The 23,527-nt window shown below is 44.6% G+C and carries 21 protein-coding genes; 11 read left to right on the forward strand and 10 right to left on the reverse strand.

From position 1 onward, the window contains the following. Positions 1-139: 139 nt before the first annotated feature. Positions 140-1,699: a hypothetical protein gene (locus GF309_00800; GenBank protein ID MBD3157300.1), complete on the reverse strand. Its 1,560-nt coding sequence runs from the start codon at positions 1,697-1,699 to the stop codon at positions 140-142. A gap of 142 nt (positions 1,700-1,841) precedes the next feature. Next, positions 1,842-3,401, reverse strand: a complete 1,560-nt coding sequence (locus GF309_00805; GenBank protein MBD3157301.1) for a hypothetical protein — start codon at positions 3,399-3,401, stop codon at positions 1,842-1,844. A 115-nt stretch (positions 3,402-3,516) separates the two neighbouring features. Between GF309_00805 and GF309_00810 the strand changes: the two genes are divergently transcribed. After that, complete coding sequence (locus GF309_00810; protein ID MBD3157302.1) at positions 3,517-4,425, forward strand: hypothetical protein; 909 nt, start codon at positions 3,517-3,519, stop codon at positions 4,423-4,425. Positions 4,426-4,484: 59 nt separating this feature from the next. Here GF309_00810 and GF309_00815 read toward each other — a convergent pair whose 3' ends face one another. Further along, positions 4,485-6,143 (reverse strand): hypothetical protein, encoded by a 1,659-nt coding sequence (locus GF309_00815; GenBank protein ID MBD3157303.1) that lies wholly within the window; start codon positions 6,141-6,143, stop codon positions 4,485-4,487. Then, a complete protein-coding gene (locus tag GF309_00820; protein ID MBD3157304.1) occupies positions 5,977-6,816 on the reverse strand; it encodes a hypothetical protein in 840 nt (279 codons plus the stop codon). Before GF309_00820 ends, GF309_00815 begins: the two co-directional genes overlap by 167 nt. Before the next feature lie 141 nt (positions 6,817-6,957). Between GF309_00820 and GF309_00825 the strand changes: the two genes are divergently transcribed. From GF309_00825 to GF309_00840, 4 genes are all read left to right on the forward strand, one after another. After that, on the forward strand, positions 6,958-8,187 hold the full coding sequence (locus GF309_00825; GenBank protein MBD3157305.1) for a hypothetical protein: 1,230 nt from the start codon (positions 6,958-6,960) through the stop codon (positions 8,185-8,187). Positions 8,188-8,444: 257 nt separating this feature from the next. Next, positions 8,445-9,476, forward strand: a complete 1,032-nt coding sequence (locus GF309_00830; protein ID MBD3157306.1) for a hypothetical protein — start codon at positions 8,445-8,447, stop codon at positions 9,474-9,476. Next, the gene (locus GF309_00835) at positions 9,476-10,390 is read left to right on the forward strand and encodes a hypothetical protein (protein MBD3157307.1); all 915 of its coding nucleotides are present in this window, start codon (positions 9,476-9,478) and stop codon (positions 10,388-10,390) included. Before GF309_00830 ends, GF309_00835 begins: the two co-directional genes overlap by 1 nt. Continuing rightward, positions 10,387-11,358 carry a hypothetical protein gene (locus GF309_00840; GenBank protein MBD3157308.1) on the forward strand — a complete coding sequence of 324 codons (972 nt, stop codon included), beginning with the start codon at positions 10,387-10,389 and terminating at the stop codon, positions 11,356-11,358. Before GF309_00835 ends, GF309_00840 begins: the two co-directional genes overlap by 4 nt. On the opposite strand, the gene GF309_00845 is transcribed toward GF309_00840, so the two are convergent. Further along, a complete protein-coding gene (locus GF309_00845; GenBank protein MBD3157309.1) occupies positions 11,355-12,422 on the reverse strand; it encodes a hypothetical protein in 1,068 nt (355 codons plus the stop codon). The two genes, GF309_00840 and GF309_00845, sit on opposite strands and share 4 nt — an antisense overlap. Positions 12,423-12,560: 138 nt before the next feature. Between GF309_00845 and GF309_00850 the strand changes: the two genes are divergently transcribed. Next, complete coding sequence (locus GF309_00850; protein ID MBD3157310.1) at positions 12,561-14,423, forward strand: indolepyruvate ferredoxin oxidoreductase; 1,863 nt, start codon at positions 12,561-12,563, stop codon at positions 14,421-14,423. A 6-nt stretch (positions 14,424-14,429) separates the two neighbouring features. Further along, the gene (locus GF309_00855) at positions 14,430-15,035 is read left to right on the forward strand and encodes a hypothetical protein (protein ID MBD3157311.1); all 606 of its coding nucleotides are present in this window, start codon (positions 14,430-14,432) and stop codon (positions 15,033-15,035) included. A gap of 105 nt (positions 15,036-15,140) precedes the next feature. On the opposite strand, the gene GF309_00860 is transcribed toward GF309_00855, so the two are convergent. Together GF309_00860 and GF309_00865 are read right to left on the reverse strand one after the other, a co-directional pair. Continuing rightward, positions 15,141-15,305, reverse strand: a complete 165-nt coding sequence (locus GF309_00860; GenBank protein ID MBD3157312.1) for a DUF1059 domain-containing protein — start codon at positions 15,303-15,305, stop codon at positions 15,141-15,143. 83 nt (positions 15,306-15,388) lie between these two features. Continuing rightward, on the reverse strand, positions 15,389-17,686 hold the full coding sequence (locus GF309_00865; GenBank protein ID MBD3157313.1) for a GTP-binding protein: 2,298 nt from the start codon (positions 17,684-17,686) through the stop codon (positions 15,389-15,391). 193 nt (positions 17,687-17,879) lie between these two features. On the opposite strand from GF309_00865, the gene GF309_00870 reads away from it, so the two are divergent. Beyond that, positions 17,880-18,668 carry an ATP-binding cassette domain-containing protein gene (locus tag GF309_00870; protein MBD3157314.1) on the forward strand — a complete coding sequence of 263 codons (789 nt, stop codon included), beginning with the start codon at positions 17,880-17,882 and terminating at the stop codon, positions 18,666-18,668. Positions 18,669-18,670: 2 nt separating this feature from the next. Here the strand turns inward: GF309_00870 and GF309_00875 are convergent, their stop codons facing one another. The 3 genes from GF309_00875 to GF309_00885 all read right to left on the reverse strand — a co-directional run bounded on the left by GF309_00875 (position 18,671) and on the right by GF309_00885 (position 21,034). Continuing rightward, on the reverse strand, positions 18,671-19,027 hold the full coding sequence (locus GF309_00875; GenBank protein MBD3157315.1) for a hypothetical protein: 357 nt from the start codon (positions 19,025-19,027) through the stop codon (positions 18,671-18,673). A 63-nt stretch (positions 19,028-19,090) separates the two neighbouring features. Next, positions 19,091-19,972 (reverse strand): ABC transporter permease subunit, encoded by an 882-nt coding sequence (locus GF309_00880; protein MBD3157316.1) that lies wholly within the window; start codon positions 19,970-19,972, stop codon positions 19,091-19,093. Between the two features lie 51 nt (positions 19,973-20,023). After that, on the reverse strand, positions 20,024-21,034 hold the full coding sequence (locus tag GF309_00885) for a hypothetical protein (protein ID MBD3157317.1): 1,011 nt from the start codon (positions 21,032-21,034) through the stop codon (positions 20,024-20,026). A 66-nt stretch (positions 21,035-21,100) separates the two neighbouring features. On the opposite strand from GF309_00885, the gene GF309_00890 reads away from it, so the two are divergent. The 3 genes from GF309_00890 to GF309_00900 all read left to right on the forward strand — a co-directional run bounded on the left by GF309_00890 (position 21,101) and on the right by GF309_00900 (position 23,447). Next, the gene (locus GF309_00890; GenBank protein ID MBD3157318.1) at positions 21,101-21,490 is read left to right on the forward strand and encodes a hypothetical protein; all 390 of its coding nucleotides are present in this window, start codon (positions 21,101-21,103) and stop codon (positions 21,488-21,490) included. A 16-nt stretch (positions 21,491-21,506) separates the two neighbouring features. Further along, positions 21,507-22,121, forward strand: a complete 615-nt coding sequence (locus tag GF309_00895; GenBank protein MBD3157319.1) for a hypothetical protein — start codon at positions 21,507-21,509, stop codon at positions 22,119-22,121. A 120-nt stretch (positions 22,122-22,241) separates the two neighbouring features. Beyond that, positions 22,242-23,447 carry a hypothetical protein gene (locus tag GF309_00900; protein ID MBD3157320.1) on the forward strand — a complete coding sequence of 402 codons (1,206 nt, stop codon included), beginning with the start codon at positions 22,242-22,244 and terminating at the stop codon, positions 23,445-23,447. Positions 23,448-23,527: the final 80 nt, after the last annotated feature.

A 23,527-nucleotide genomic window follows, 5' to 3' on the forward strand; every position in this document is an offset into this window, starting at 1 on the left:
ACATGTGAAACAATCTTCATAATGATCAATTCTGCAAAGGGAGTCCCCACGGCTGAATATACAAGATGCGTGTAGACAAGCAAGAAAGATAACCCACTGATGAATAGATGGGAGGGGCTGAAAACAGCCCCGTTTAGCTTCAACTTGTTTTCCATCTGTACACTACAATGACCAATATAATCACTGCGGCAATCCCAATCACACCAACTATGACGAGGGGATCAATACCACCATCAGGCGGAAGTGTGGTTGTTCCTGTGTCTATGCCTTGCACAGTTGTGAATTCATAGTACTTGTGAGTCCATTCACCATTCGAACCTTTGGCGTAGACGTCTAGCGTATGAAGACCATTGGTATCAGGCAACGTTCCTAACGTGGTACTGTTGTCACCTCCGTCCCAAGAGAAGTACTTCTCTTCTGGAACTTCGCTGAAGTAAAACTCTGGTGCTTCATCTGGTAACGCAGACGAAGTATTGGCAATTTCGCGATAAGCAATCTCAATGGGACCCTCATAAGGAAGAGTATAGGTTTCAGTTACATCTCCGTCCTTATTGACAGTCTCCATTTCGATTCTTCGGGGAGAAGTATTGAGTCGCACATAGTGGTTATAGTCGCCGCCCCACGGAGTCCGATACAGCTTTGGTCCGACACCACTTGAGGTGACATGTACAACGCCATTTACTGTTATCCGCTGGAATACGTGGTCATGTCCACTGAGAAACATGGTCACATTCTCCTCCTCAAACAGGTTCTGAAGACGGGCTCGCTCGGTCTTATTGGCATCTATCGCACTGTCTATGTGGGCAACAGGATAGAACGGTTGATGAGCAACAACATATTTGATTTCCTTGTCGGTGCTTTGAAGATCGTTTACCAGCCAGTCATACTGTTCTCCAGTTATTCTACGCGGGGTCTCAGGTACTTCAGTATCGAGAAATGTGAAGTGCACACCCGCATAGTCGAACGAAAACCAAGTTGAGTTTCCACCATACTGGTGGAACGAGTCCAAGAACCAATCTGCGTAGGTTTCTCCTGGTCTTGTATCATGGTTTCCTATGCAACCATAGATTGGTGTATAATGACCCAGCTTATCAGACACATTGAGATAGTTACCCCAAGCAATCTCATTGTAGGTTTCATCAGTTGCGGATACTTCATGCACAAAATCACCCGCAATTATTACGAGATGGGGCTCTTCATTGCGTGCCATGTCCACGAAATCCCGGAATATCTGAGACTGTCCCGGTGCCATTGATTGTAGGGGCTGTGGATCGCCCATTACGATGAGCTTGAATGGTGTCCCATCCTCAGGTTCCGTTTTGAAGTAATAAACCTCGCTACTGGTTCCATCAGAAACAGCTTCATAGTACACCGTTGTTCCAGCTTCTAATCCATCAATCCAGATGCTGTGTTCTTTGCTCGAAGTGGGATTACTAACACTCGAATCGAGGTTGTCAGAAGCATTTCCATAGTTTACTGTGGCATTCGTTGGAGTTTTTGTTTCCCAGTAAATCATGGCTGAAGTCTTGTTTACCATGTGAACCGTCGGTCCTCGCGGAAAAATCTCATCATCAGCCCGAACCGCATCAGGCTGGATCTCGCTGTCGAGCGGAGCAATTTCCAATCCTGCAAGGGGAGCTCCAGCAAAAGATAGAATCAGCAGTGAAAAAATAATTAGGAATGAAGGTTTTCTGGACATCTGCAATCGCCCAAGATTAGAAATGCATTATCCCAAATAAGAACTCGGCTTTCCGAATAGTTCAGTTATTCATTTCTATGGGAATGAATATTGCTAGCTAATTGACTACCAAGTGATGAGAGGGGCGATTTCATGGCCCCGCTCAAGCGCCCCCCGTTTTCCATTTGTAGACTACAATAACCATTATCACTGCCACAACGCCGAGCACACCAAGAATCACAACAGGATTCATGCCCGAAGGGGGAGGAGTGGTGGTTGTTTGTGGTTCTTCACCACCAACAGTATCAAACGCATAGTGTTTGTGATTCCATACTCCATCTAATCCTTTGGCATAGACATCAAGCGTATGAAGCCCGTTGATATCAGGAAATGTCCCTAACGTGGTACTGTTGTCACCTCCGTCCCAAGAGAAGTACTTCTCTTCTGGAACTTCGCTAAAGAGAATCAATGGTGCTTGTTCTGGACGTCCAGCTGATGTATTGAAGAATCGTCGTAGAGCAATTTCGATAGAGCCCTCATACGGGAGTGCATAGTCTGCTGCAACTTCTCCGTCCGTATTGATGGTTTCCATCTGAATCTCCGCGTCTGAGATATTCCATCTTGTATAGTGATGGAAATCTCCGCCCCAAGGAGTGGAATAGAGTTTGGGTCCAGCTCCTGCTGTAGTGACATGCAGAACTCCATTGACAGTCAGTCTCTGGAAAACATGGTCGTGCCCTGCAAGATATGCGGTGACATTGTGCTCTTCAAACAAACTCTGGAGGCGATTCCTTTCTGTCCGGTTTCTATCCAGCGAGCTTCCTATAGCACTAACAGGGTACATTGGTTGATGGCCCATCACGAATTTGATTTCTTTGTCTGTGTTTTCTAGATCGTTTACCAACCAATCATATTGCTCTCCACTTATCCTACCTTGATATTCTGGCATTTCACTATCAAGAAGAGTGAAGTGAACACCTGCGTAATCAAACGAGAAATAGGTGGAATCTCCACCGTATTGCTGGAAGGCTTCAAGAAATCCATCTGCATAATGTTCTCCTGAAATGGTATCATGATTTCCAATAACTCCATACATTGGAGCGTAGTGCCCCGCTTTGTCACTTACATTGAGATACTTATTCCAACATAGGTCGTTATAGCTCTCGTCGGTATCAGAGAGCTGGTCCACATAATCTCCTAGTATCAAAATGAGGTGCGGTTCTTCATTGCGAACCATATCTATAATATCCTTGAATACTTGCGACTGATCCGGGGCCATTGCTGATGTTGGTTGTGGGTCACTTAGCACAACAAGATTGAATGGTTCACCATCTTCAGGCTCAGTTTTGAAGTGATAGATATCGCTACTCGTCCCATCAGAAATTGCTTGGTAGTATACCGTCGTTCCAGCATCTAAGCCATCAATCCATACTCTATGCTCTTTTGATAGCGTCGTGTTTTCCACAGCTGAATCTAAGTTTTCGGAGGTAGATCCGTAGTTCACTGTAGCATTTGTTTGTGTATTCGTTTCCCAGTAAATCATAGCCGCGGTCTTGTTGACCATATGTACAGTTGGGCCTCTTGGAAAAGCTTCGCTGTCAGCAAAGGCATAAGAGTTCAGTTCTGTATGAGCTACATTGTTATTCCATGTAGCGAGAGGGATTCCTGCTACTGAGGAGGCAAACAATGAGAGAACAAGTATGAACGATATCTTCTGGGACATTTTGGTACACGTGTATCCAATGTCACCATTCTACTTAAAGGCTGACGTGATGGAAATCCAGCGGCACAACAGTTTTGTGGGTTGATGATAGCCAAAAGATGAAGGTGTTGAAATCTTGTACATCAAGCTGAGGAAGGATGGCGCAGTAGGGCTCGGCAGAGCAACAAAAGGTAAAGCTGAGATAACAATTGGATACGGCGAGGCCCATATGGTTGCAGCGGCTCTCGAAAAGGTGGCACAGACACCCAAAGAATTCCACCAGACATACAAAAAGACGACGAATGTCGGTGGCGGTAACGAAATCGAATTCGACCGCGAAAAGAATGGTGCCATATCAATATCAGGAGACGGATACAGATACAGCTGTTCTGAAGAAGAGATTCTCCAGCTTGTTAAATCTCTCAGAGATCTGCCCCCGCTTGATACTCATGAAGAGTCCAGGTTTGTTAGCAAGAACGCCGATGCGTTGCATTGTGTTACAGTTGAAAACAAGGGCAACTCGGTGAAACTCACCTTACCTGAAGCGGCCGTCTTGAGAACTTCATTGCTAAGCAGTATGGAGGGGCAATACTACACAGAAGTAATCGAGATAGGAAAACAGAAGGTCAAATTGGAGCGAACCAGTGGTCTGAAATGGCAACTCATTGGAAAGGACTCGGTGAAATTCACGGCCTATGAAATTGAAGAGCTTGTCGAAGGAATAGAATCAGCGATCATGGATGTGCTTATGAAGACAGCTAATTCAATGGGAATCGATGAAGTCAGCGACATCCGAGTTAAGAGTAGAGTGCAGCGTATCGAAGAAGACACCAAGGCAGTAGTTGAGAACTACGCACACGGAAGAAGAGTCCGAAAGAGAATCAAAAAGATGGCAGAAAAGGTTCTAGGAGCGGGAGAGGACGCAGCATCTCGTACAAACCACTTCATGGAAGTTGCTAACTACATCTATCGTGAGCTAGAACCAGAGTACTTCGAGCCCCTCTTCGGGGTGCTTGCTTCAACATTTCTGCCAACAATCAAGTAGAAGCAAACATTCGTGCCAAGCTAGGTAGTTACACAGAACTCTCATTGCATCTCAGTCTCTCAATCAGACTTGCCACAGCAGGTAGACCACGGATACCTATCAAGGACTCGGTTGATTAAACCGCGGACTTTCCGTTCCTCGCTAGTGCCTTCATATACGAGTATGAGTACCTTTCCTCCGCGTGTCCGCTTGAATTTCTGATACATTGTTTTGCTGGTATTGATTATGTCAGCAACAATCATCACATCGGCTTCGGGTAGGTCCAAGTCACGCTCTCCAACCGGGGACATAACAAGTGCGTCAATCGGCTCATCCTTGAATGACTTCAGCACAGACCCTTTATCTCGAGTTTTTCCCGTGATTCTGGTGACTTTCATTCCCGCCTTTGACAGGAGATTTTGGACCTGGGAAACCATTCGCAGATAGGAGGATATTATCACAGATTTATCGTATTGCTTCGCAATCTCCACAATCTTTGCTGCTTTTGGAGAGATTGTTGGAAGGACTTTCCGTAGCTCGCTAACATTGAAGTAATGCTTGAGATACTCATTATGAAACATTCTCATGAACTGTTTGGGCGGCATAGCATAGACATACTTTCGAAGGAGCAACAGACCTGAGTACCTACCTTTCAAATCATCCGAAACGGGGAGTCGTTCCAGCATGAGATGGATTCTTCGAGAATCGCCTTGAACCAATTCCAGATTCCCGGATTCTTCCAGCTGGCCAAGTATCTCCCTACGTGTATCTCGAACAAGCTCATCAATAACAATAGAAATCGATCGGATTTTCTTGTTGTGCACCGGAACTGTTGAAATCACTGTTTTTTCAATGTATTCGTCAATATCTGTGTCATAGAGGTCTTCCATTGTCACTAGACTTGCGTTGGGTATGTGTTTCAATAGTGTCTTTAGCTCTTTTCGAATCTCCAACTGCTCATCTGTAAATACAGCGTGCTCATCTCTCAACGTACCACTCATGCCAATTATCCGCTTTTCCCGTAGAAGAGTAAGAAGAGTAGGCCACGGAAATACCAGAGCGGTTCTTCCCCTGGTCCTTCGAACTAGTGTGTCAACTTCGTTGATAATAACTACATCAATGCCTTCTAGAAGAGTGATATCTTTCTTCAAGACGTTGGCGAGTACCTGCGGCGTAGAGATGATGACTCGTTTCTCACGGAGAATGTACTCGCGCATTCCAGACCGAACGCGGGAGGAAAGGTCCCCAAGATCCTCTGAAAGCCCTCCATACTCAGATTTCATATAGTCAACAGTCTCGGCCAGTGAAGACGTGGAATGGACCACAATAATGAAACGTTTGTCAGGAAAGGATTCGACAACCAGTTGATGCGTCAAGAAACGCTTTCCCAAGCCACAATCCAGCTCCACAAGCACATTATCATCTTTAAGTTCGTAGATTTGGTCGAGGATGAACTCTTGGTAACCTCGGGGTGTGTACTTGGTCTTCGTTTCTGACATGGTTCTCAATTGTTTTGAGTGGAGTATCGTATAAAAGCTCCCGTAAGCATACTGGGAAAAAACCGGACACTGTTTAGATATGTTCTCCCGGTTCCGGTAGCTCCCTCTCATCTCCTTCGGCTCGTAGCGAAGGAATGCGTTCAACCTCATCTCTCGGGATGGCTTTTCCACGAACCCAGATTGTGTTATCAGGTACCACAGTATCCTTTGGAACAACCGAGGCGGCACCGATGACCACATTGTCTCCAATCTCTGCCCCCGCCAGAATAACGGCGTTTGCACCGACAGTAACGTTGTCGCCAAGCTTCACCGTTTTCAAATACAAAGAATTACCCTCGTACACATGTCCGCTTAGTATCGCATCATAGCCGAAAAAGCAATTCTGTCCGATTATCGTTCTTTCAGGATTGAAGAGCCTACCATTTCCGACAACCGTTCCCTTGCCGATTTCTGCACCGAACCAGACATGGCGGAACCTAGTATCTGTGAATATGCTAAAGAAACCGGCAAAATATGGTAGCAAGATATAGTAGACCTCGTAGAATTCGTAAAGCAACCATTTTTCGGTTTCAGCATTGTAATATCCATCTTCTAAGAAAGGAATCCCTCGTCTGGAAAGCAAGAATAAGCCCAGCAAGATAGCAAGGAATATACTATAAGATGTAAGGCCAATTGGAACAAAGAGCACAATGAACCAGAAGTGTTCATAGAAAAACGAAGGGAACCAGCCAGCGAAGGTTCCAGTAAACCAAGGATGGATACTTGAAATGGGCCAAAACAGATTATTCATGAACCCCTCAATATTGTTGTACGCCCAGGCGAAAACCATAATGCCGGGGATAGCAGCCAATGTAAGGCTAATCAGAATGGATAAAGCAAGATATATACCGTAGAGAATGGTCCTTATTTTCACTCTTTGAGCTCTCCGAATCTAGGGCTGATACATGAGAAACAGTACCCAGATTTGAAGGTATTCATACTCGAGGGAAACAGATATTATCCATCTGTTCACGTGTCGCTCAAATCAGACACGCGATATGCGGAGACATTTGATGTGACATATGATGTGATAATAGCTGGAACTGGTCCCGCGGGATTGATGACTGCCGATAGGCTCTCTGAGAAAGGCATTGACACACTAGTATTGGAAAAGAGAAAACACGTTACGGATTCTCTCATGGGTGAACTGGTTACGGACAAAGCCCTCCGTCTTCTTAGAGTAAGGCCAGATTCCGAATATATAGGTAACAAGTATAAGAGAATAATCGGCGAAAGTCTGGATACAGGTTCCAATGTAGTAGTGGGAGAAAATCTCCTAGGTAATTCATATCTTCTGGACGAAGACAAATGTCAGCAACTCATGAAAGAACGTGCAGAATCAAATGGCGTCGAATTCAGGTTTTCCAGCAGGGTGGATTCGGTCATAAAGAACAATGGACAGGTTACAGGCATACGATACAATGACAACAAGAAAGAGCGTGCAAATCTTGTCATCGGAGCAGATGGATCGTTCAGCAAGGTTTCACAAACAGCCGGCTTCAAGACAGCACGTTGGCTACTCTCCTATGGCTATCGGTGGAAACTAGAGGATTGCAAAGATATTGATCCAACAACAGCGTACTTCTATGTTGGCCGTGATGTAGGTCTGGGCTATATGTGGTTTTATCCACGGAGTGAAACTGAGGTGAATCTCGGAATCGGACGTGTGCCCTCGTCCAAGGAACAATGGGAACAACTACCTCCAATGGTCGACGTATTGAAGAAATACAAAAACAAGTTCCCGGAAACCAAGGATTCCAAAATCGCATCTGTGAACGGTGGAGTAGTGCCCTGTGCAGGCATCATCCCGAAATTCACTGATGCGGGTGTTGCTCTCTGTGGCAATGCTGCGGGTCAAGTGTCCTCAATTGTCGGTGGTGGTGTCACAACATGCTTTCATGCAGGAACGTTATTGGCAAGACATGCTGCTAGAGCTGTTTCTGAGGATGACTTCTCAAGGAAAAGCATAGAGAAATATGAGAAGGAATACCGCAAGTCAAAGCTTGCGTGGAATATTCAGAATACTGGTGATGGTATGTGGGCTGTATCAAGGTATGCCATGTTGAATGACCCACTGGAGGCGGCTGAAATAGTCCTCAATTCTCTTGATGCTAGAACCTTGAACTCTATCATCCAAGGTGACATTTCCGTTTCTGAGGTTCTGACACTCCTTACCGAGTTCATGCCCATGATTCTACGGATTGGCAAAGGCTATCTCAAGAGCGTTGCTCTTGTTGGTCCTTGATTTTTGGAAAAAAAACAGATACAGGAAGGAAGGGATATGCCTGCGCTGCATGAAGAAGGTCTCCCCCTCCTTCCTGCCTGCCTCGTCTGGCGAAGAACGCCTTAGCCCTAGAATTCGTATTCGATGGACGAATTCAATTCTGGGATATTCAACCAGTATATTTAATATTGCTCTTGTCAACATTAATTGAGTAAGTGTCTGTCCATAACCATACAGCACTTTATGTAATCAAATGTTGAACGAAAGTTGGGGGAAAAATGCCGATTAGCGAAGATGCCGCAGAAACGTTGGAGCTGTTAGGATTCAAGACGGGGATAGATCATGATTCACGGGCGCTGAGTCTTCTGCGAGCCATGCTCAAGAAATGTGATGAGACAGGAAAACCAATATCATTCACCACTGCTTATGAAGCCCTACTAAGAGAAGAACCAAGTGCAAGCCCCTCAAAAGCATGGATTCACAAGGTGCTCAAATCTCTTGTTGATGATGGCCTCGTAACTATGTTCGGAGAGAGCGCACATCGCAAAAGCTATCTCGCAGATGCCAAATCTGTGATGAACGGAATCGAAGTCCTTAGAGAGAAAGCTATTGAAAGAGTCTCAGAGACAATAGATAGAAAAAAGGAAGAGCTAGAAATCATAAGAAATCTGGATTCTGCAGCCCTTGCACAAGAAATCACAGAATGGATAACTGGAAGAAGACAGGCACTAAAGGCCAGATTCATCAAGGGAATTGACGAATTTTACAGAGTCATTGACACAACGCTATACAAGAACCTGAAATCCGGAGACGTTCTAAGAATCTGCATATTGACAATCAATCCATTCATGCATAGATTTGAGAAAAGAATCAGCAAGATGGTTGATATAGCCAGAAAGGGCGTTGAGATAAAATATGCAGTTCCAGCAGGATTGCTAGAGAGAGAGTCTTTCAAAAACAATCAAAACCTGAGAAATCTCATAAGAGAAGGTTTGGAAAATCTGATTACACTACAAGGGCAGGGTCACAAAATAGATGCTCGGTTTTTCAACGTCAGTAAGAAGCATTATCAATTTGTGGCAGCTAATCACGAAAGCATGGCACTCATCATCACAGAAAAACCAATCACCGGAGCATGGATGAGCCGCCGTTTCAACGCAGATCTGGTAGACTCAGCTGTTGAATCCTTTGACAAGATTTGGAACAAGTCCAAGTCTGTACTTGACATCCGGTCTTCTGATATCGAATCTTCTGGAATGGACATAGACTCTGAGGTCGCAATGAGCTTCATAGAGGGAGGAAAGGAATAGTGACTGTCTCGGGTACAAATCAGACTTCCCTGCTTCAGCTTTATGATGTGAATCCACAGGAGAAGAGGATGCACGTCCTGAGAGCCCTGCTTGAAGCATGTGAAAATGAAATCAGAGTCGGTTTTTCGGACATTCTGAAACACCTCAGCGGCGAGGATACTGAGAAGCCCAATGAATCATTGATTTATCGTCTGCTAAGCTCCTTGGAAGACGAGGACTTCATTGAGGTTGATAGGAGCGGCTACAGACACAGATACTATACAGATTTGAATCGAATAGAGACAGCTCTAGAGAAAAAGAAGGGAAGTGCTCTTCAAACACTTTCTGAAGACAGAATTAAACTGAAACGAAAACTTGAGCGGCTCAACAATATCAGAATAGGTCTACTGGTCGACAGAGTCATCAAGGTGATGACTGATTCTAAATGGGATGATAGATCGCGTTTTGGCATGGGTCTCAGAACCCTACAGCTCATGGCTGATCGAGAGGTATACGCACAGGTAACTCGAGGAGATATCGTACGGATTACAGTTGATGACGTGGATCTTCAATCTCCACAGTGGAGCGAGCGCGTCGAAGTTTTTGGGAATCTAGCTTCAAGGGGCGTAAAAGTGAGAGTCCTTTTCACTTGGCCATGTAGACAGGTAAAGAATGCGTGGAGAAATACGACGGAAGAGTATCTAAATCTCAAAAATCAAGGCCTAGATGTCGATTTTCGTATCCGGAGCGGAGACCTGACCTATCAGATGGTAACAAGGAATGCCGAGGTCCTAGTATTGACTGTAGCAGAGGAACCATTGGCTTCCATATGCGTTCCTAGAAACGAGAATCCAACGTTATTAGATGATGTCGTAGACAGTTTTGATGCAGAATTCACGTCATCTTACAGTTTAGGTGAAGGTGATATCCGATGAACAACCGAATTCATGTTTCGGAACTGTCACTTTTTGAACTCGATATGGCATCGCGCAAAATGGATGTTCTTGAAGCTGTTCTGAAGTCGGTGGAAGGAGACTCTGCTACAGCTGATTTTGAGGAGATATTCGAAATAGTAAACGCTGAAAAAAGTAACAACCTCTCCAAGAGTTGGATCTATAAATGCCTCGGGGAACTAGAACAAGAGGGGTTCGTAGTAGTTGATCGAATAAGTACGCCGAACAAATACATGGCTACAAAAGAGACCATAGCAAAGGCATTAGAAAGCGCCAAAAAGGAACAAATGGTCAAGCTCCACGAGAAGATAAACCAAAACAGGAAAAATGAACAAGTTATTCAGAATACAAGCATACACAAACTTGCAAGAGAACTTGCAGGAAAATCCGACAAAGAATCAAGGGATTACTCACACCTAATCGAGGGTAGTGAAAACGTCAGAGGTTCATTGATTTCTGAGATACTGAATGCCGCAAATCAAGGTAGTGTTATTAGAATAGCTAACTCTTCGGTTTCTTTAACGAGCAATCTCGGTGAACGGGGGCCAGTAGAAGTACGAATGCTTGAACAAGCACTAAATGGAGTTGAAATGAGAGTTCTTTTTTCTAGAGAGAACACAAGAGCAAATGAACCAAAATCGATTTCCTCGTTCATGAATGATGCACTCCCGCTATTGGGAAAAGCGGTATCCTCAGGTCATTTGAAATTGAGAGCTATTGAGGAAGAGAGAGGCACATATCGCAGCGTAATCAAAGATGAGGAAAAAATGATTCTGTACTTATCTGATACATACAAAGCAGATGCAGCCTTTTTCATATCAGATGAAGATAATGAAACACTGATTCAGCATGCCATCAAGATATTCGATGAACGCTGGGGAAACGCCGTGGATATGACAGATATGTTGAGAACAACTCTTTCAAATATCAATTATGAACCTGCAGGCTAGACTACCCATTCAGGATTGTTTTCCAGCTTGGTCATTATATCAACACAGACGCTGTCAAAATCATCATACATCCCATATTCACCGCCGGCGGCGAAGGGATGACCGCCACCGTCAAAGAGACTAGCAGCTACATCACATAGCACTTTCTCACTTCCTCTTCTGAATCCGAGCATGCCACCTTTACTCACAGTAATCAAGAGATCCGCGACGTTCAATTTTTGGCCTCCGATGTCCAGATTCTCTTCATCTGCAGCGAAGGTACCCATATCAGTGGTCGTTACCCCATTCGGAATCCTTAGAATGCGCACCAGGCGATCATGGACAACATCATCGCATTGGTGAGCTAGTGCCTTCTTCATCTTCTTTAGCTTCTCTTTTCGATAATGCTTCACTTTTCTGTTGAGAAGACGTTTTTTGAAACGTTTCTTTTTCTCATTCCATAAGGCAGATATCCCTCCATCAGCCAACTCAGAAAGCAAAGGCATCAGAGCCTTGGTGATATCCTCCTTTCGAGAGAGAGCTTCAAACCTAAGCACAGAGAGGGCATCAGTCAAAGCATTTGCTGCATCAATCTCTCTCAGATTGAAATCCGTATCATGTGCGATCTGCGCAAGCTCGGCTGATACCTCGTCTTTGGGCATAAGAACTCTATAGGTTATCTCTGCAGCACAATAATCTGAATTCACCTTTAAGACCGGCGAGTTGTCTAGGGACAAGACCGCTGCCGCCGACTTCTTTGTCCATTGATGATGATCGAGCCATACAACTCTGCACCCCTGAGATACAGCTCGTTTGAGCGCAGACATGATTGAATCGAGTTGATTTTCGTCCATAGCTAAATCTGTAATGACTATTAGTGTGTTCCGACGTACAGCAACTGCTGAGAAAGTGTCAGAAAAACCGCCATAATCAGTGAGAATAACATCAAAATCCAGATTTCTTGACTTTGCATAGCGCCACACTATAGCTGCTGAATTCAATCCATCAACATCTTTATCGTGGCTTATACTGAGCAAAGAGTCCAGCCTGCGTTTCTTCCGAGTTTCTTCCGAATCTTCTGGCATAAACAAAATCACCATAAAAGGGACTTCGGTTTTTGACTCGATGATTTCAGTGTATCATCCTGATATTATTTGTGCTTTTCACTCATTTCGAAATGGTTTTCTGGTCAGTCAATGCATAATAAGATTGGATGACCACCAATGGTAGACGGCGACCAAGTTTTGATGAGCGGAAATGAAGCAATCGCCAGGGGAGCAATTGAAGCGGGTATTAGATTCTGTGCATCATATCCAGGAACACCATCAACTGAAATCACCGAGTATGTTATGAACGAAAGCGATAGAAGAGGTATTCATGCAGAATGGTCCACAAATGAAAAGGTGGCTCTTGAAGCCAGTACTGCAGCAAGCTGGGCAGGACTACCAGCTCTTTGTCCGATGAAGTCATTGGGATTGAATGTCGCTGCTGATTTTCTGCTGAATGTCAACTTATCAGGAACAGGAGATGGCGGGTTAGTAATCGTGGTCTGTGATGATCCTAGAGGGCACAGTTCGAGCAATGAACAGGATTCGCGATTCTATGCAAAAGCAGCAAGCCTTCCGCTACTTGAGCCAGAATCATGTCAACAGGCAAAGGATATGATGCCCTATGCATTTGAGATTTCCAAGAAGCATGAAATCCCTGTGATACTCAGAAGCACAACCAGATTGAGCCACACTAGGGCAGTAGTGAATCTGGGAGAAATCCCGGACATCGAGGGTGCATCAGCTCATACTGTCTCTTCAAACCTCTATAATGTACCGAGACCAGACCTAAAACACAAGCAGTTGCTCGAAAAGCTTGCTGACATAAGAGAAGAGTTCGAAAAGTCGCAGTTCAATGATTTGGATAGCTCTGAAAAGAGTCTGAGGGTCCTCACATCTGGAGTAACCAACGCTTATTCAGATGAAGCGATGAGGAAATTGAATCTGGAAGATGCCGAGATACTGTCTCTAGCAACAACATTCCCACTTCCAGAGAAGTCAGTGATGAAGGCCATAGATTCTGCCCAGGATGTACTCTTTACTGAAGAGGGCCAACCATTTATTGAAGAGAATGTTGCGATTCTATTTGCTAGGAGAAGGAACCAGAGCCCACCCACGCTTTACGGAAAGAGTAACGGGCTGATTGAACGCTATGGTGAGTTGAATGTAGACAAAGTGGCTCGCGCACTATCCAGAATTACTGGTCGCGAATATCAACCTGTTGCCCGTAGTTTTGATGAAGACGCTCAACAGTCTCGAGAGCTACTGCTGGACAGACCACCAACGTTTTGCCCGGGATGCGGTCATCGGATTGTGTATTGGGCAATTAGAAAAGCAAAACAAAGATTCGGTAAGCCAGTTGTGGTTACCGGCGACATAGGCTGCTATTCAATGGGAGTTTTCTATGATTCCTCACTAGATACAATGCAATCTATGGGGTCAGGCATTGGTACCGCATCTGGATTGGGGCAGCTTGAGAGATTCGGATTTGAACAAAAAGTAATTGCGGTAGCGGGAGATTCCACATTCTTCCATGCATGCTTACCGGGCCTTGTCAATGCTAGAAACAAAAATGCAGACTTGACATTCATTATTATCGACAATAATACGACAGCCATGACTGGATTTCAACCAAGCCCCAGCTCACATACTAAGAGAGGCGAAACATTCCCCGTGGACATAGAAAGCATGGCGAGGGCTACTCTTCCGGATTACATCGATATTGGTATTGCTTCAGACATGCAAGATACAACCAATCTTATTCATGAAAGCTTGACCAGAGATGGGCTCAAAATCATAATTCTGAAGGGAGTTTGTAGACTCGCTGAAAGAGAAGAGAGCGAAACGGAAAGGCCGCAAATCTACGTTGATGCAGATAGTTGTATTGGAGAGAACTGCAGGCTTTGTATGACTCAATTCGGTTGCTTGGCTATTGGATGGAATGAAGAGGAGAATCATGCAGAAATCCAGAACCATCTATGCGTTCGATGCGGTGACTGTATTGACGTTTGTCCTCATGATGCAATACGGAGGAAATGATCCAAGTTGAAATATCATCAAAACATTCTGATAGCGGGTGTAGGCGGACAAGGCAACCTTGTTTGTGGCAAAGCGCTTGCTGAAGCATCAATAAAGGATGGTTACAGACCTGTTGTAGGTCAGATATTCGGAGCTTCAAGAAGAGGAGGGACTGTTCAGACCCATGTAAGAATAGGCAATAGCAATTTGGGTCCACTCATACCTCGTGGTGATGTAGATGTTATTCTTGGTCTTGAACCTATGGAATCCCTAAGAGCGGCAATAGAGTACGCTGGCCCCGAAACTATTGCACTTGTAAGTGAAACTCCTGTGCAAACAGTAGATTCATTGGCAGGAAGAAAATCATACCCCGAGATTGACGAGTTGCGGGCGTCACTATCAGCACTTGCAAGAAAAGTCTATTCGGTAAATCCCAAAGAGACACTCGAGAGTCTTGGAACGTACCGTGTCCAGAATTCGTATATGTTGGGAGCGCTATGCGGTATTCAAGCTGCTATCCTCAGCGAAGAATCTATCAAGAATGGACTCCTTGCGATAGTAGGCAGAAGCCAAACCAATACAAAGGCATTCGAAGAGGGGTTGAAAGCTGGAAAACGTGCATCTGGCAAATAAACGGCGAGATTGTCTGAAATCTCCAAAAATTGAATTTCAAAAAAAAATAGAATAAACTGTATTTTACTAATAGCCCTTAAAGCAGGATTGTGGGTGAAGCCTAACTTAGTATTTCTCAATCATGGGCTTGCGTTTTTCAATCTCTTCTTGCGGCATAGGATCAAGACCATGTGCATCAGCACCATGCTTCTTGATTTTCTCCACTACCGCATCTTTTGTTTCGCCGGTAACAGATGCATCACACATCCTGCAATCAAATCTATATGGCATTTTATTCACTATAGTTAATTTTGTAAAATGTCCTTAAGTAATATGGGATACCTCATCGCACTAAAGTTCGGGATAACTGGCAGCTAGAATTGATTGTCTTCTTTCTTCTGTTTAGCCATTTCTTGTGCATCCTCGTACATGAGATTCGCCAGAATGGTAAACATATCTGCGACTCCTTCTCCAGTCTTAGCACTGGTTTCCATGTAGAGGAATCCTTGGTCTTCAGCCCATTTCTTCGCTTCGTATGGATCGACCGCTCGATCAGGAAGATCTATCTTGTTTCCCACAACAAGAGCTGGGACTTTCCTTCCGATAGACTCGTATGCCTCCTCCACCCAGTTTGGAAGCTCTGCGAAGGACCTTCGTCGAGTCACGTCATAAACCAGAATGACACCAGCCGCTCCACTATAGTACATCTTTCGTACTGCTTGGAACCGGGCCTGTCCTGCTACATCCCACACTTGTAGTTTGAGACCAACTGCATGATCTTTCTCTTCGGGGTAGATATGGGTGAGTTTGACAGCGAATTGGCTACCAATCGTGGTCTTGTAATCTTTCTCGAAGCTTCCCGTTGTATACCGATTAACAAGTGCGGTCTTACCAACAGCACCGGGTCCCACAATCATGCTCTTCATCAGATACTCATAAGCATCTTCGGATTTGCCAGGTGGAAGAGGTTTGGGTTCCCTATTTCGTATATCTGTTACTAATTCGCTCTCTACTTGCTCAGGTTCCTCAGGAGCTGGCGGTTCTTCTGGCTCAGTTACTGTCTCCGTCATTGCCTTCAAATCGTCGCCACTGGGTCCTACAGGCTCAGTCTCCCCGAAAATATCATCCAACATTTTGGAAGCTGCTTCAAGTTGCTGTTTCTCACTTTCAGTATACGCCGATTCTGTTTCAGCTTCAGGCTCCGTTGTCACACTACCAAAACCTGTACCCTCCGACCTCACAGAAGAAGACGATTCAACAGGTGCTTCTTGAGGTTGAGAGGGGGTATCAAGGGTCACTTCAGGAGCAGATGCTGGAGAAGCCTTTGCTTCGCCTTCTTTTACTGAAATAGCTGTCTCAGGGGTCGTGACCTGTTTGACGTTTCCGGATTGATCAGTCCACATCAACACAATTGGGCGAATAACAACCGTTCCCTCTTCAAGTGGTCTTAAATGAACTTGAATGGATTTACATTCTTGGGAACCAAGATCGAAAGCCAACTCTTTGGGTTCTACTTCCATGTTGTCTTTGGGAAACCAATAGATTTTGCCTTTGATTCCCGAGATTGATTTTTCGGTAGCATTGGTGACTGTTACTTCTCCTTTCAGCTCTTCACCAGCAGCAGCTTCACGACTAACCTCAAAACGTGGAATTATCTCATAGAGACCTTCGAGGACCTTGAGAGGGCCGTTTGAAACTCCAACTAGGACCTCTTTGCGTTCATCTCCACCTGCGTCTCCTACACTTATGGAAAGAATCTTTCTTCCAATATCAGTCACAGCTAGCTGCTTCAATTCAGCCATGTACAGGCTATAGAAAACAATCTCTTGTGTGGCGTTGGCTACAATTATCTCGTCCATATGATCAGCATTTATCTCAGCCATCCGAATCGACAATGCGTCGACATGCTCGAGTTTGGAGAACATATCAAGCTGACTTTCTTCATTGCGATATATCCTGATAGAGCCATCATGAGTCACAACTCCGAGCTCCATCTTTCGGTCTCCAAGAATATCACCTGCTGCTAATGAGATAACAGGGCTTGGGAGATCAAGCACCGCAATTTCATCGGCTGAATTTCCTCTAATCTTGAAAACACGCAATGTTTTGTCACGATTACCAATGACTATCTCATCTATCTCATCGCCAATTACATCGCAGGTACCAATACAGAGAGGCATATCTTCGAGGGTGTAGCAAACGAGTTCTTCCAGGTGATTATCAGCACCCATCTTGAAAACTCTAAGAGTGGAATCACTTCCACCTGCTATGATTTCGTTCTTATCATCACCAGTAACATCAGTGACTTCCACAGTAGTTACGAAACGGCCAATAGGCTGTTCCGCGATAAGCTCAATTTGACCACTAGGAGCGTATCGATAAACTTGGAGTGTACCCGTTTCTCCGCCTGCACCACTTACACTTCGACCAACAACGATTTCCATTTGTCCGTCATTGTTCGCATCTTCAACGCTTATTGAGAGGATGCTCCCTTGAACAGATACCTGAGCAAGGAAGTCTAGGTGATCTGTATCGGCTTTGTATAACCGGAGAATCCCGTCTCGTCCACCAGTGCAAATCTCCGGCCTCGTTGAGCCTGTCAGATCACCTGTAGCCGAGGCACTAGTGCTAGTATCGTCTTCCACTTCAAAGAGTATCTTAGGCGAATCCAAGCTGTGTCATCCTCGTGTATTGTAAATATGCAAATGCCCGTAGTAATTCCAATGTTCGGTGCAGGGTGATATTAACAGTGCTATTCAGGTTTTTGAAGGTGAAGATACCTTTTAGACCTTTTGCGGTAATACTGTTTGAATAGAGCTGAGAAGGTATATTATTTAAACAGCTTCGAAGGGGAGAATAGTGCAGGTGGCACCGGTGTCGAAACTTGCCGTTCAGAATATCAAGAAATCATATTCGAATGACGGCTTAGAAAAAACGAAGGTCCTGGATGGCATCAGCTTTGCCATGGAGGAAGGCGAGTTTACCGCCATAGTTGGTCCATCTGGTTGTGGCAAAACGACACTCCTCAAAATCATCGCTGGTTTGCTAGAATCGGACGAGGGGCAAGTCAGAATCGATGACCATTCAGTAGGTCTCGGACATAGCAGAGTAGGTTACATTTTCCAACAAGAATCTTTGTTTCCGTGGCTGAATGTGGAACAGAATATCAGATTCGGACTAGATATTATGGGGTATTCCTCTCAAGAGATTGCTACGAGAACCGACGAAATGTTGGATCTTGTTGGGCTGGAAGGTTTAGAAAAAAACTACCCACATGAAATCTCAGGAGGTCAAGCTAGACGGGTAGAGATGGCCCGAAGCCTCATCACCAGACCAGACATTCTCGTTTCTGACGAGGCTTTTTCCAATCTGGACGCTCAAACACGTAACTATCTACAGGATGAATTCCTACGAATCTGGGAAAACACGGGTTCAAGCATACTTTTCGTTACCCACAATGTTGATGAAGCAGTCTACACCTCTGATCGTATACTCGTGCTTAGCAATATTCCATCCAAAATAATCGCTGAATTCGAGATAGATATTCCCAGACCGCGGGATAGAACCTCAAAGGAATGTATCGAATACCGTGCGGAGGTTCTTGAGATTCTAAAGGTAGAGCAACAGAAAGCCATGGCACGCCTTGAAAGATAAATTCACTCCAAGATTTTTTGTTCTATGGACTCTTCATTTGCTTCTCTGATGCGTTTTCCCTGTTTTGCTTTCCAAAGGAGGAATGGTCCAAGACAGTAAGCTCCGACAACAAGCAGAGAAAAACCGGGTATGAGGGCTACGCCTAATAGCGGAAAAAGTGTGAATAAGACAGCGAAAATCAACAAACTAACTCCAAAGAAAACAAAGATTTCATAGCGGTCTGCTGCTCTACACTCGGAAGAGCAATAGCTCTTTCTTCCAAATATAGAGTCGATTGGTTTTCCACACCACTGACATCTTCGAGTTGGGTCCCCGTATTCTCCTCTCCGGGGATACTCGCTATCGTGTGCTTCCCTCACAATTTGTTACCTTATGATGGATTTCGAATCTGTCCTATTAGATGTTTGCTACTGCCTCCATGTCTAGACAGACACATCTTGCCGCCATGCAAGCATCTTCCGTTCAGCATAGAGAAAGAGATAGCTCAAAAGGAAACCAATGAACCCAATAACAAGCATTGCCGATATGGTCTCACCAGTGCGACCTAGCTGTTGGGTAATGCTCACGAGGTACCCGAGTCCTAGCCCTCCACCTATGATTTCTGCAGCCACCAAACACATCCATCCAATCCCAAACCCAACCCGCAGGCCTGCAAGCACCTCGGGAAGGGCAGAAGGAATGATTACTCTTCTAAGGACCTGTCTCTCGGTGGCACCGAAAGTTCGGCATACGTCAAGATGAACAGAATTTGTTCGCTTTACACCCGCAGTTGTATTCAGCAAAATGGGGAAAAAAGAACCTATCCAGATTATGAAAACTTGCGCAACAAGTAAAGAAAAGGGATACTGCAGACCTTTGAACATCAAAATGGAAATCGGAATCCAAGCAATGGGAGGGATAGGACGCATAGCATCAACCACTGGTCCGAGAATAGCATCAACAGTCTTGTACCGACCGATAGCAATGCCAAGAGGTACTGCAGTACCGATTGCTAGAACGAAACCAAGTATTACTCGGAATAAGCTCCATCCTGTGTGGAGAAGAAGCGTATTTCCCTCTGTATCCCCTTCAACAATGAGTTTAATGAAAGAAGTCCCGATATCGATGAGTGTTATTTCATCAGCGATATGGCCGATAATCTGCCAAAGAACAAGAAGAATCACAGCTGGCAGTAATACCTTCAAAATGAGATCTCGGAATGAGAAGCCTCTCCATTCAAATGAGAAAGTATCAACTTCTTTATTGCCCGATGTGCTAGTCGCTACCGTTTCGCTTTCAGGCACACTCATCGCCGATTGAACCACTCGTGCATCTCTTTTTTGTCTGTCGCTTCAGATTCCAGGATCTATTCAGGATTAAGCATTCTCAATGAAGGTCATGTTGATGAAACCATCAAGAAACTGCTCGGGAGTGTCAATGTCAACAAGCTCCTGGTGAATCAGGAAATCAAGATACATACGTAGACCCGTACGATTCAGATTGTAGTCGTAGATGATACGACTAAAAGCAAGTTCCACAGCGCCTTCATCGATTCCCAACCAGTCAATTGCAATCTGTAATGCTTCAGTAGGATGCTGCACAATCCACTCCTCAGCCCTTTTATGAACTGAGATGACCTTCTGTACGATGTCAGGATTGTTCTCTAGGTAATCATTTGCTGCTGCTACTACGCAACATGGGTGATTGGGCCAGATCTCCCCTGAAAGCATCAACGGTGTGGTAGTATTCTCGTAATCAGATTGAGCTGGGAAGGGTTCCCATGCAATAAAAGCGGGGGCATCTTCGGAGAGTGATATGGCCATATCCTGAACTCGCTTTACTTGGGGGTCTATGTCGTTTATAGTCAGGTCTGAGCTATTGAGCGCTAATCGTAGAAGGAAATTCTGTACTGTTGATGGGCCAGGATGATACACGGTTTTGCCTGCCAGGTCACCAATTTCGGTTACATCTCCATTTTCATACGCAGACTTCTTCACAGTGATTGCTGATCCTTCAAGGTTCACTGCAGCTAGAATCGTGATGGCGATTTCCTGATTGATACCTACAACCATAGCGGGAGCTGCTCCAAGATAACCCATTTGGATTTGCCCACCGCCAAAACCATTCATCTCGTATGCTCCGTTCTGGTATTGTAATAGTTCTACATTGATTCCCTCTTCTGTAAACCATCCCTTTGATTGAGCAACTTTCAAAGCGAGCTGATGGAGATCCTGAGAAAGATACCCAATGCGTACCGTGTTAGGATTGGGAGTAAGTACAACGAAAATCGCAACAGATGAAACTATCAAGACTGCTACTGCTACTCCAATCGCTTTGTTTTTCTCCACTTTCTTGTTCTCCGCCTTCTTTATAGCCGAATCTGACATATGAGTATTGAGATAGGAACGCTTCAGGCGCCAGATTGATTAGTCAAGACCAGCACTACGAGTAATATGACCCTTCGGGATCGAATTCCTAGCAAGCTACGACTCAGTGATGCGCTAGTCTCAGTCGATATGGACAGTGAAGTATCAGTACACCCTACAAGCGACTATGTACTTCTAGAGATTCCCCATGACGTAGGACGAATCAGCATCTATCGAATAGCCAAAACTGCTTATAACCTCGTGAAAAACGATAATCGTATGGTAGCAATTAGGGGTTACGGATTCAAAGGAATCGGTCTCTCCGTGCGTATTGCACACAAACTCAAACAAATGGAGGAGCGCTTCTTATATCAAATGACGTTCGATACGTTTGACGCTATAGATCCCGACGAACCTGATCGACACCTTACGTCTGTCCAAATCATTGTAATGCCGCCGGAAAAACGGGAAGACTAGTTGAAGATACATGAATATGGAAAGAAACACAAGGAGATTAGGCAACGCAGGTGGATTCGTAAAGACTAAGCTATCCAAGTTAGAGCTACCTGAAGTTTGTCCCGTATGTATGGAGCAGGCAGAAGACCTGGTCCCTATAACGGCTTATGAGAGAAAAGACAGTGGCCAGTTAGCTGAACCGCCCCGTAGTGCATGGAGAACTACCAGAAAAGACATTGGTCCCTCCTTACGTTCAATGCGTGGAGCCCTGATCTTGTGGGTTCCATGCTGTGCGGCACACTGCAATGTTCGAAGCGATCGTGAGAAATATGTTGGTCTATGTGGTTTTCTTCTATTGTTGTATCCGCTCATCTACATGTGGCTAGGAATAATATATGCAATAGGAAACGAAGAATCCATTTTTCCACCCATTACAGGGTTACTCATAGTAATCGTAATTCTGATCTTCTTGGGGGTTTACAGCTTTTTTCCACGAGCACTAGAACGCTCGTTTCGAATACAGAGCATCAATAGAACTAGTGATTACGTCATACTAGGTCTTTCCAATAAAGAATACTTGGCAGCAGTAATGGAGAAGAATCAAATGTATGCAGAAAGGCTAGGCAAGAATATGAACTCAAAAGCCACATGAAGGCAAGGGCAGTGCTGTCCTTTTGTTTCATATTATTTCTTTCAATCAAACGGATAGAAAAGGCTCAAAACCTATAAATCAACCTCTGATTCATGAATGTACAAATGAGAGGGGTCGTGCATGATTGAACCCAATGTTAGAAGAATGGTATGTCTATTGCTCTTATGGCTATTTATCGTTACACCGCTATCATTGGGTGTCAAGAATAGAGCAGAAGTACAGGGAAGTAGATTGCTAGTTCCCAAACAAGAAATCGTCGTAAGCAGCCCCGTTACCATCTCAGGTAATGACGATTTTGAGATTCAAGGCTGGGCTGGAAGTGGTACTGAAGAGGACCCCTATGTTATTGCAGATTTGAACATCAGAGGTGCAGCAGAATGTATAATCGTTGAAAATACAGACGTGTATTTTGTCATCCGCAATTGTTCTGTAGAAGCAAATAACATTGATGATGCAGTTGGGATTCTTCTGACAGGGGTAAAGAACGCCATAGTGGATGGCTGCTCTGCAAGTGATGCAGAATGGGGAATCCGCCTTGAAAATTGCTCAAATTGCGAAGTTGTCAACTGCAGGGTATACAACAACAATATAGGGGTGGTATTTCAAGGCGTGTTCAATTCCACGTTGCGTGATACTGCGACTCATGGATGTAATTTTGGGGTTGCTGCTCAAGAGACAGAAAACTGTGAGTTCCAGTCTAACCGGATATTTGGAAACAAAGTAGTTGGCATCTCATTGGGAGAATCCACTAATCGATGCATAGTTTTTGGGAACTCGATAGGATGGAATGACGCATGGTCGGTTTCGGATGACGCGCGCGACAATGGATATGAGAATCAATGGAATGAAAGCACTCAAGGAAACGAATGGCACGCCTACAACGATACAGAAACATATTCCATTGCAGGAAATGCGAGTTCAGTTGACTATTATCCAACATTGTTAGTAGATACAGACCCACCACAGGTAAATTCTCCAGACGATATTTCATTTGAGCATGGTGCAGTGGGTTTTGCAGTAAACTGGTCGTTCTCAGACGAATATCCGCGGCTGATAGAGATTATCACAGACAACGCAACGGTAAGAACTATTGATTGGCATGAGGATAGTGTTTCGTATAGTGTTAATCATCTACCTCATGGGGTCCATAACTGTACTATTAGATTGACTGACTGGGCGGGAAATCAAGTGAGTGATACTGTTCGGGTGATTGTTATGTACAGTATTTTTGGCGGCCTAGGAACACCCTATGTACTGATTTCCTCTATACTAAGCGTGCTTGCTGTTGCAGCAGTTATCGTTGTCATGATAAAGACACGAGGATAACGGATTATGTTCTCGTAACGTATTGGACAGAGCAAGTTCGCAGTCTCGACATATCTAAATACTGGCCTTACTATATCATT

Source organism: Candidatus Lokiarchaeota archaeon (genome assembly GCA_014730275.1).
Lineage (GTDB): Archaea > Asgardarchaeota > Thorarchaeia > Thorarchaeales > Thorarchaeaceae > WJIL01.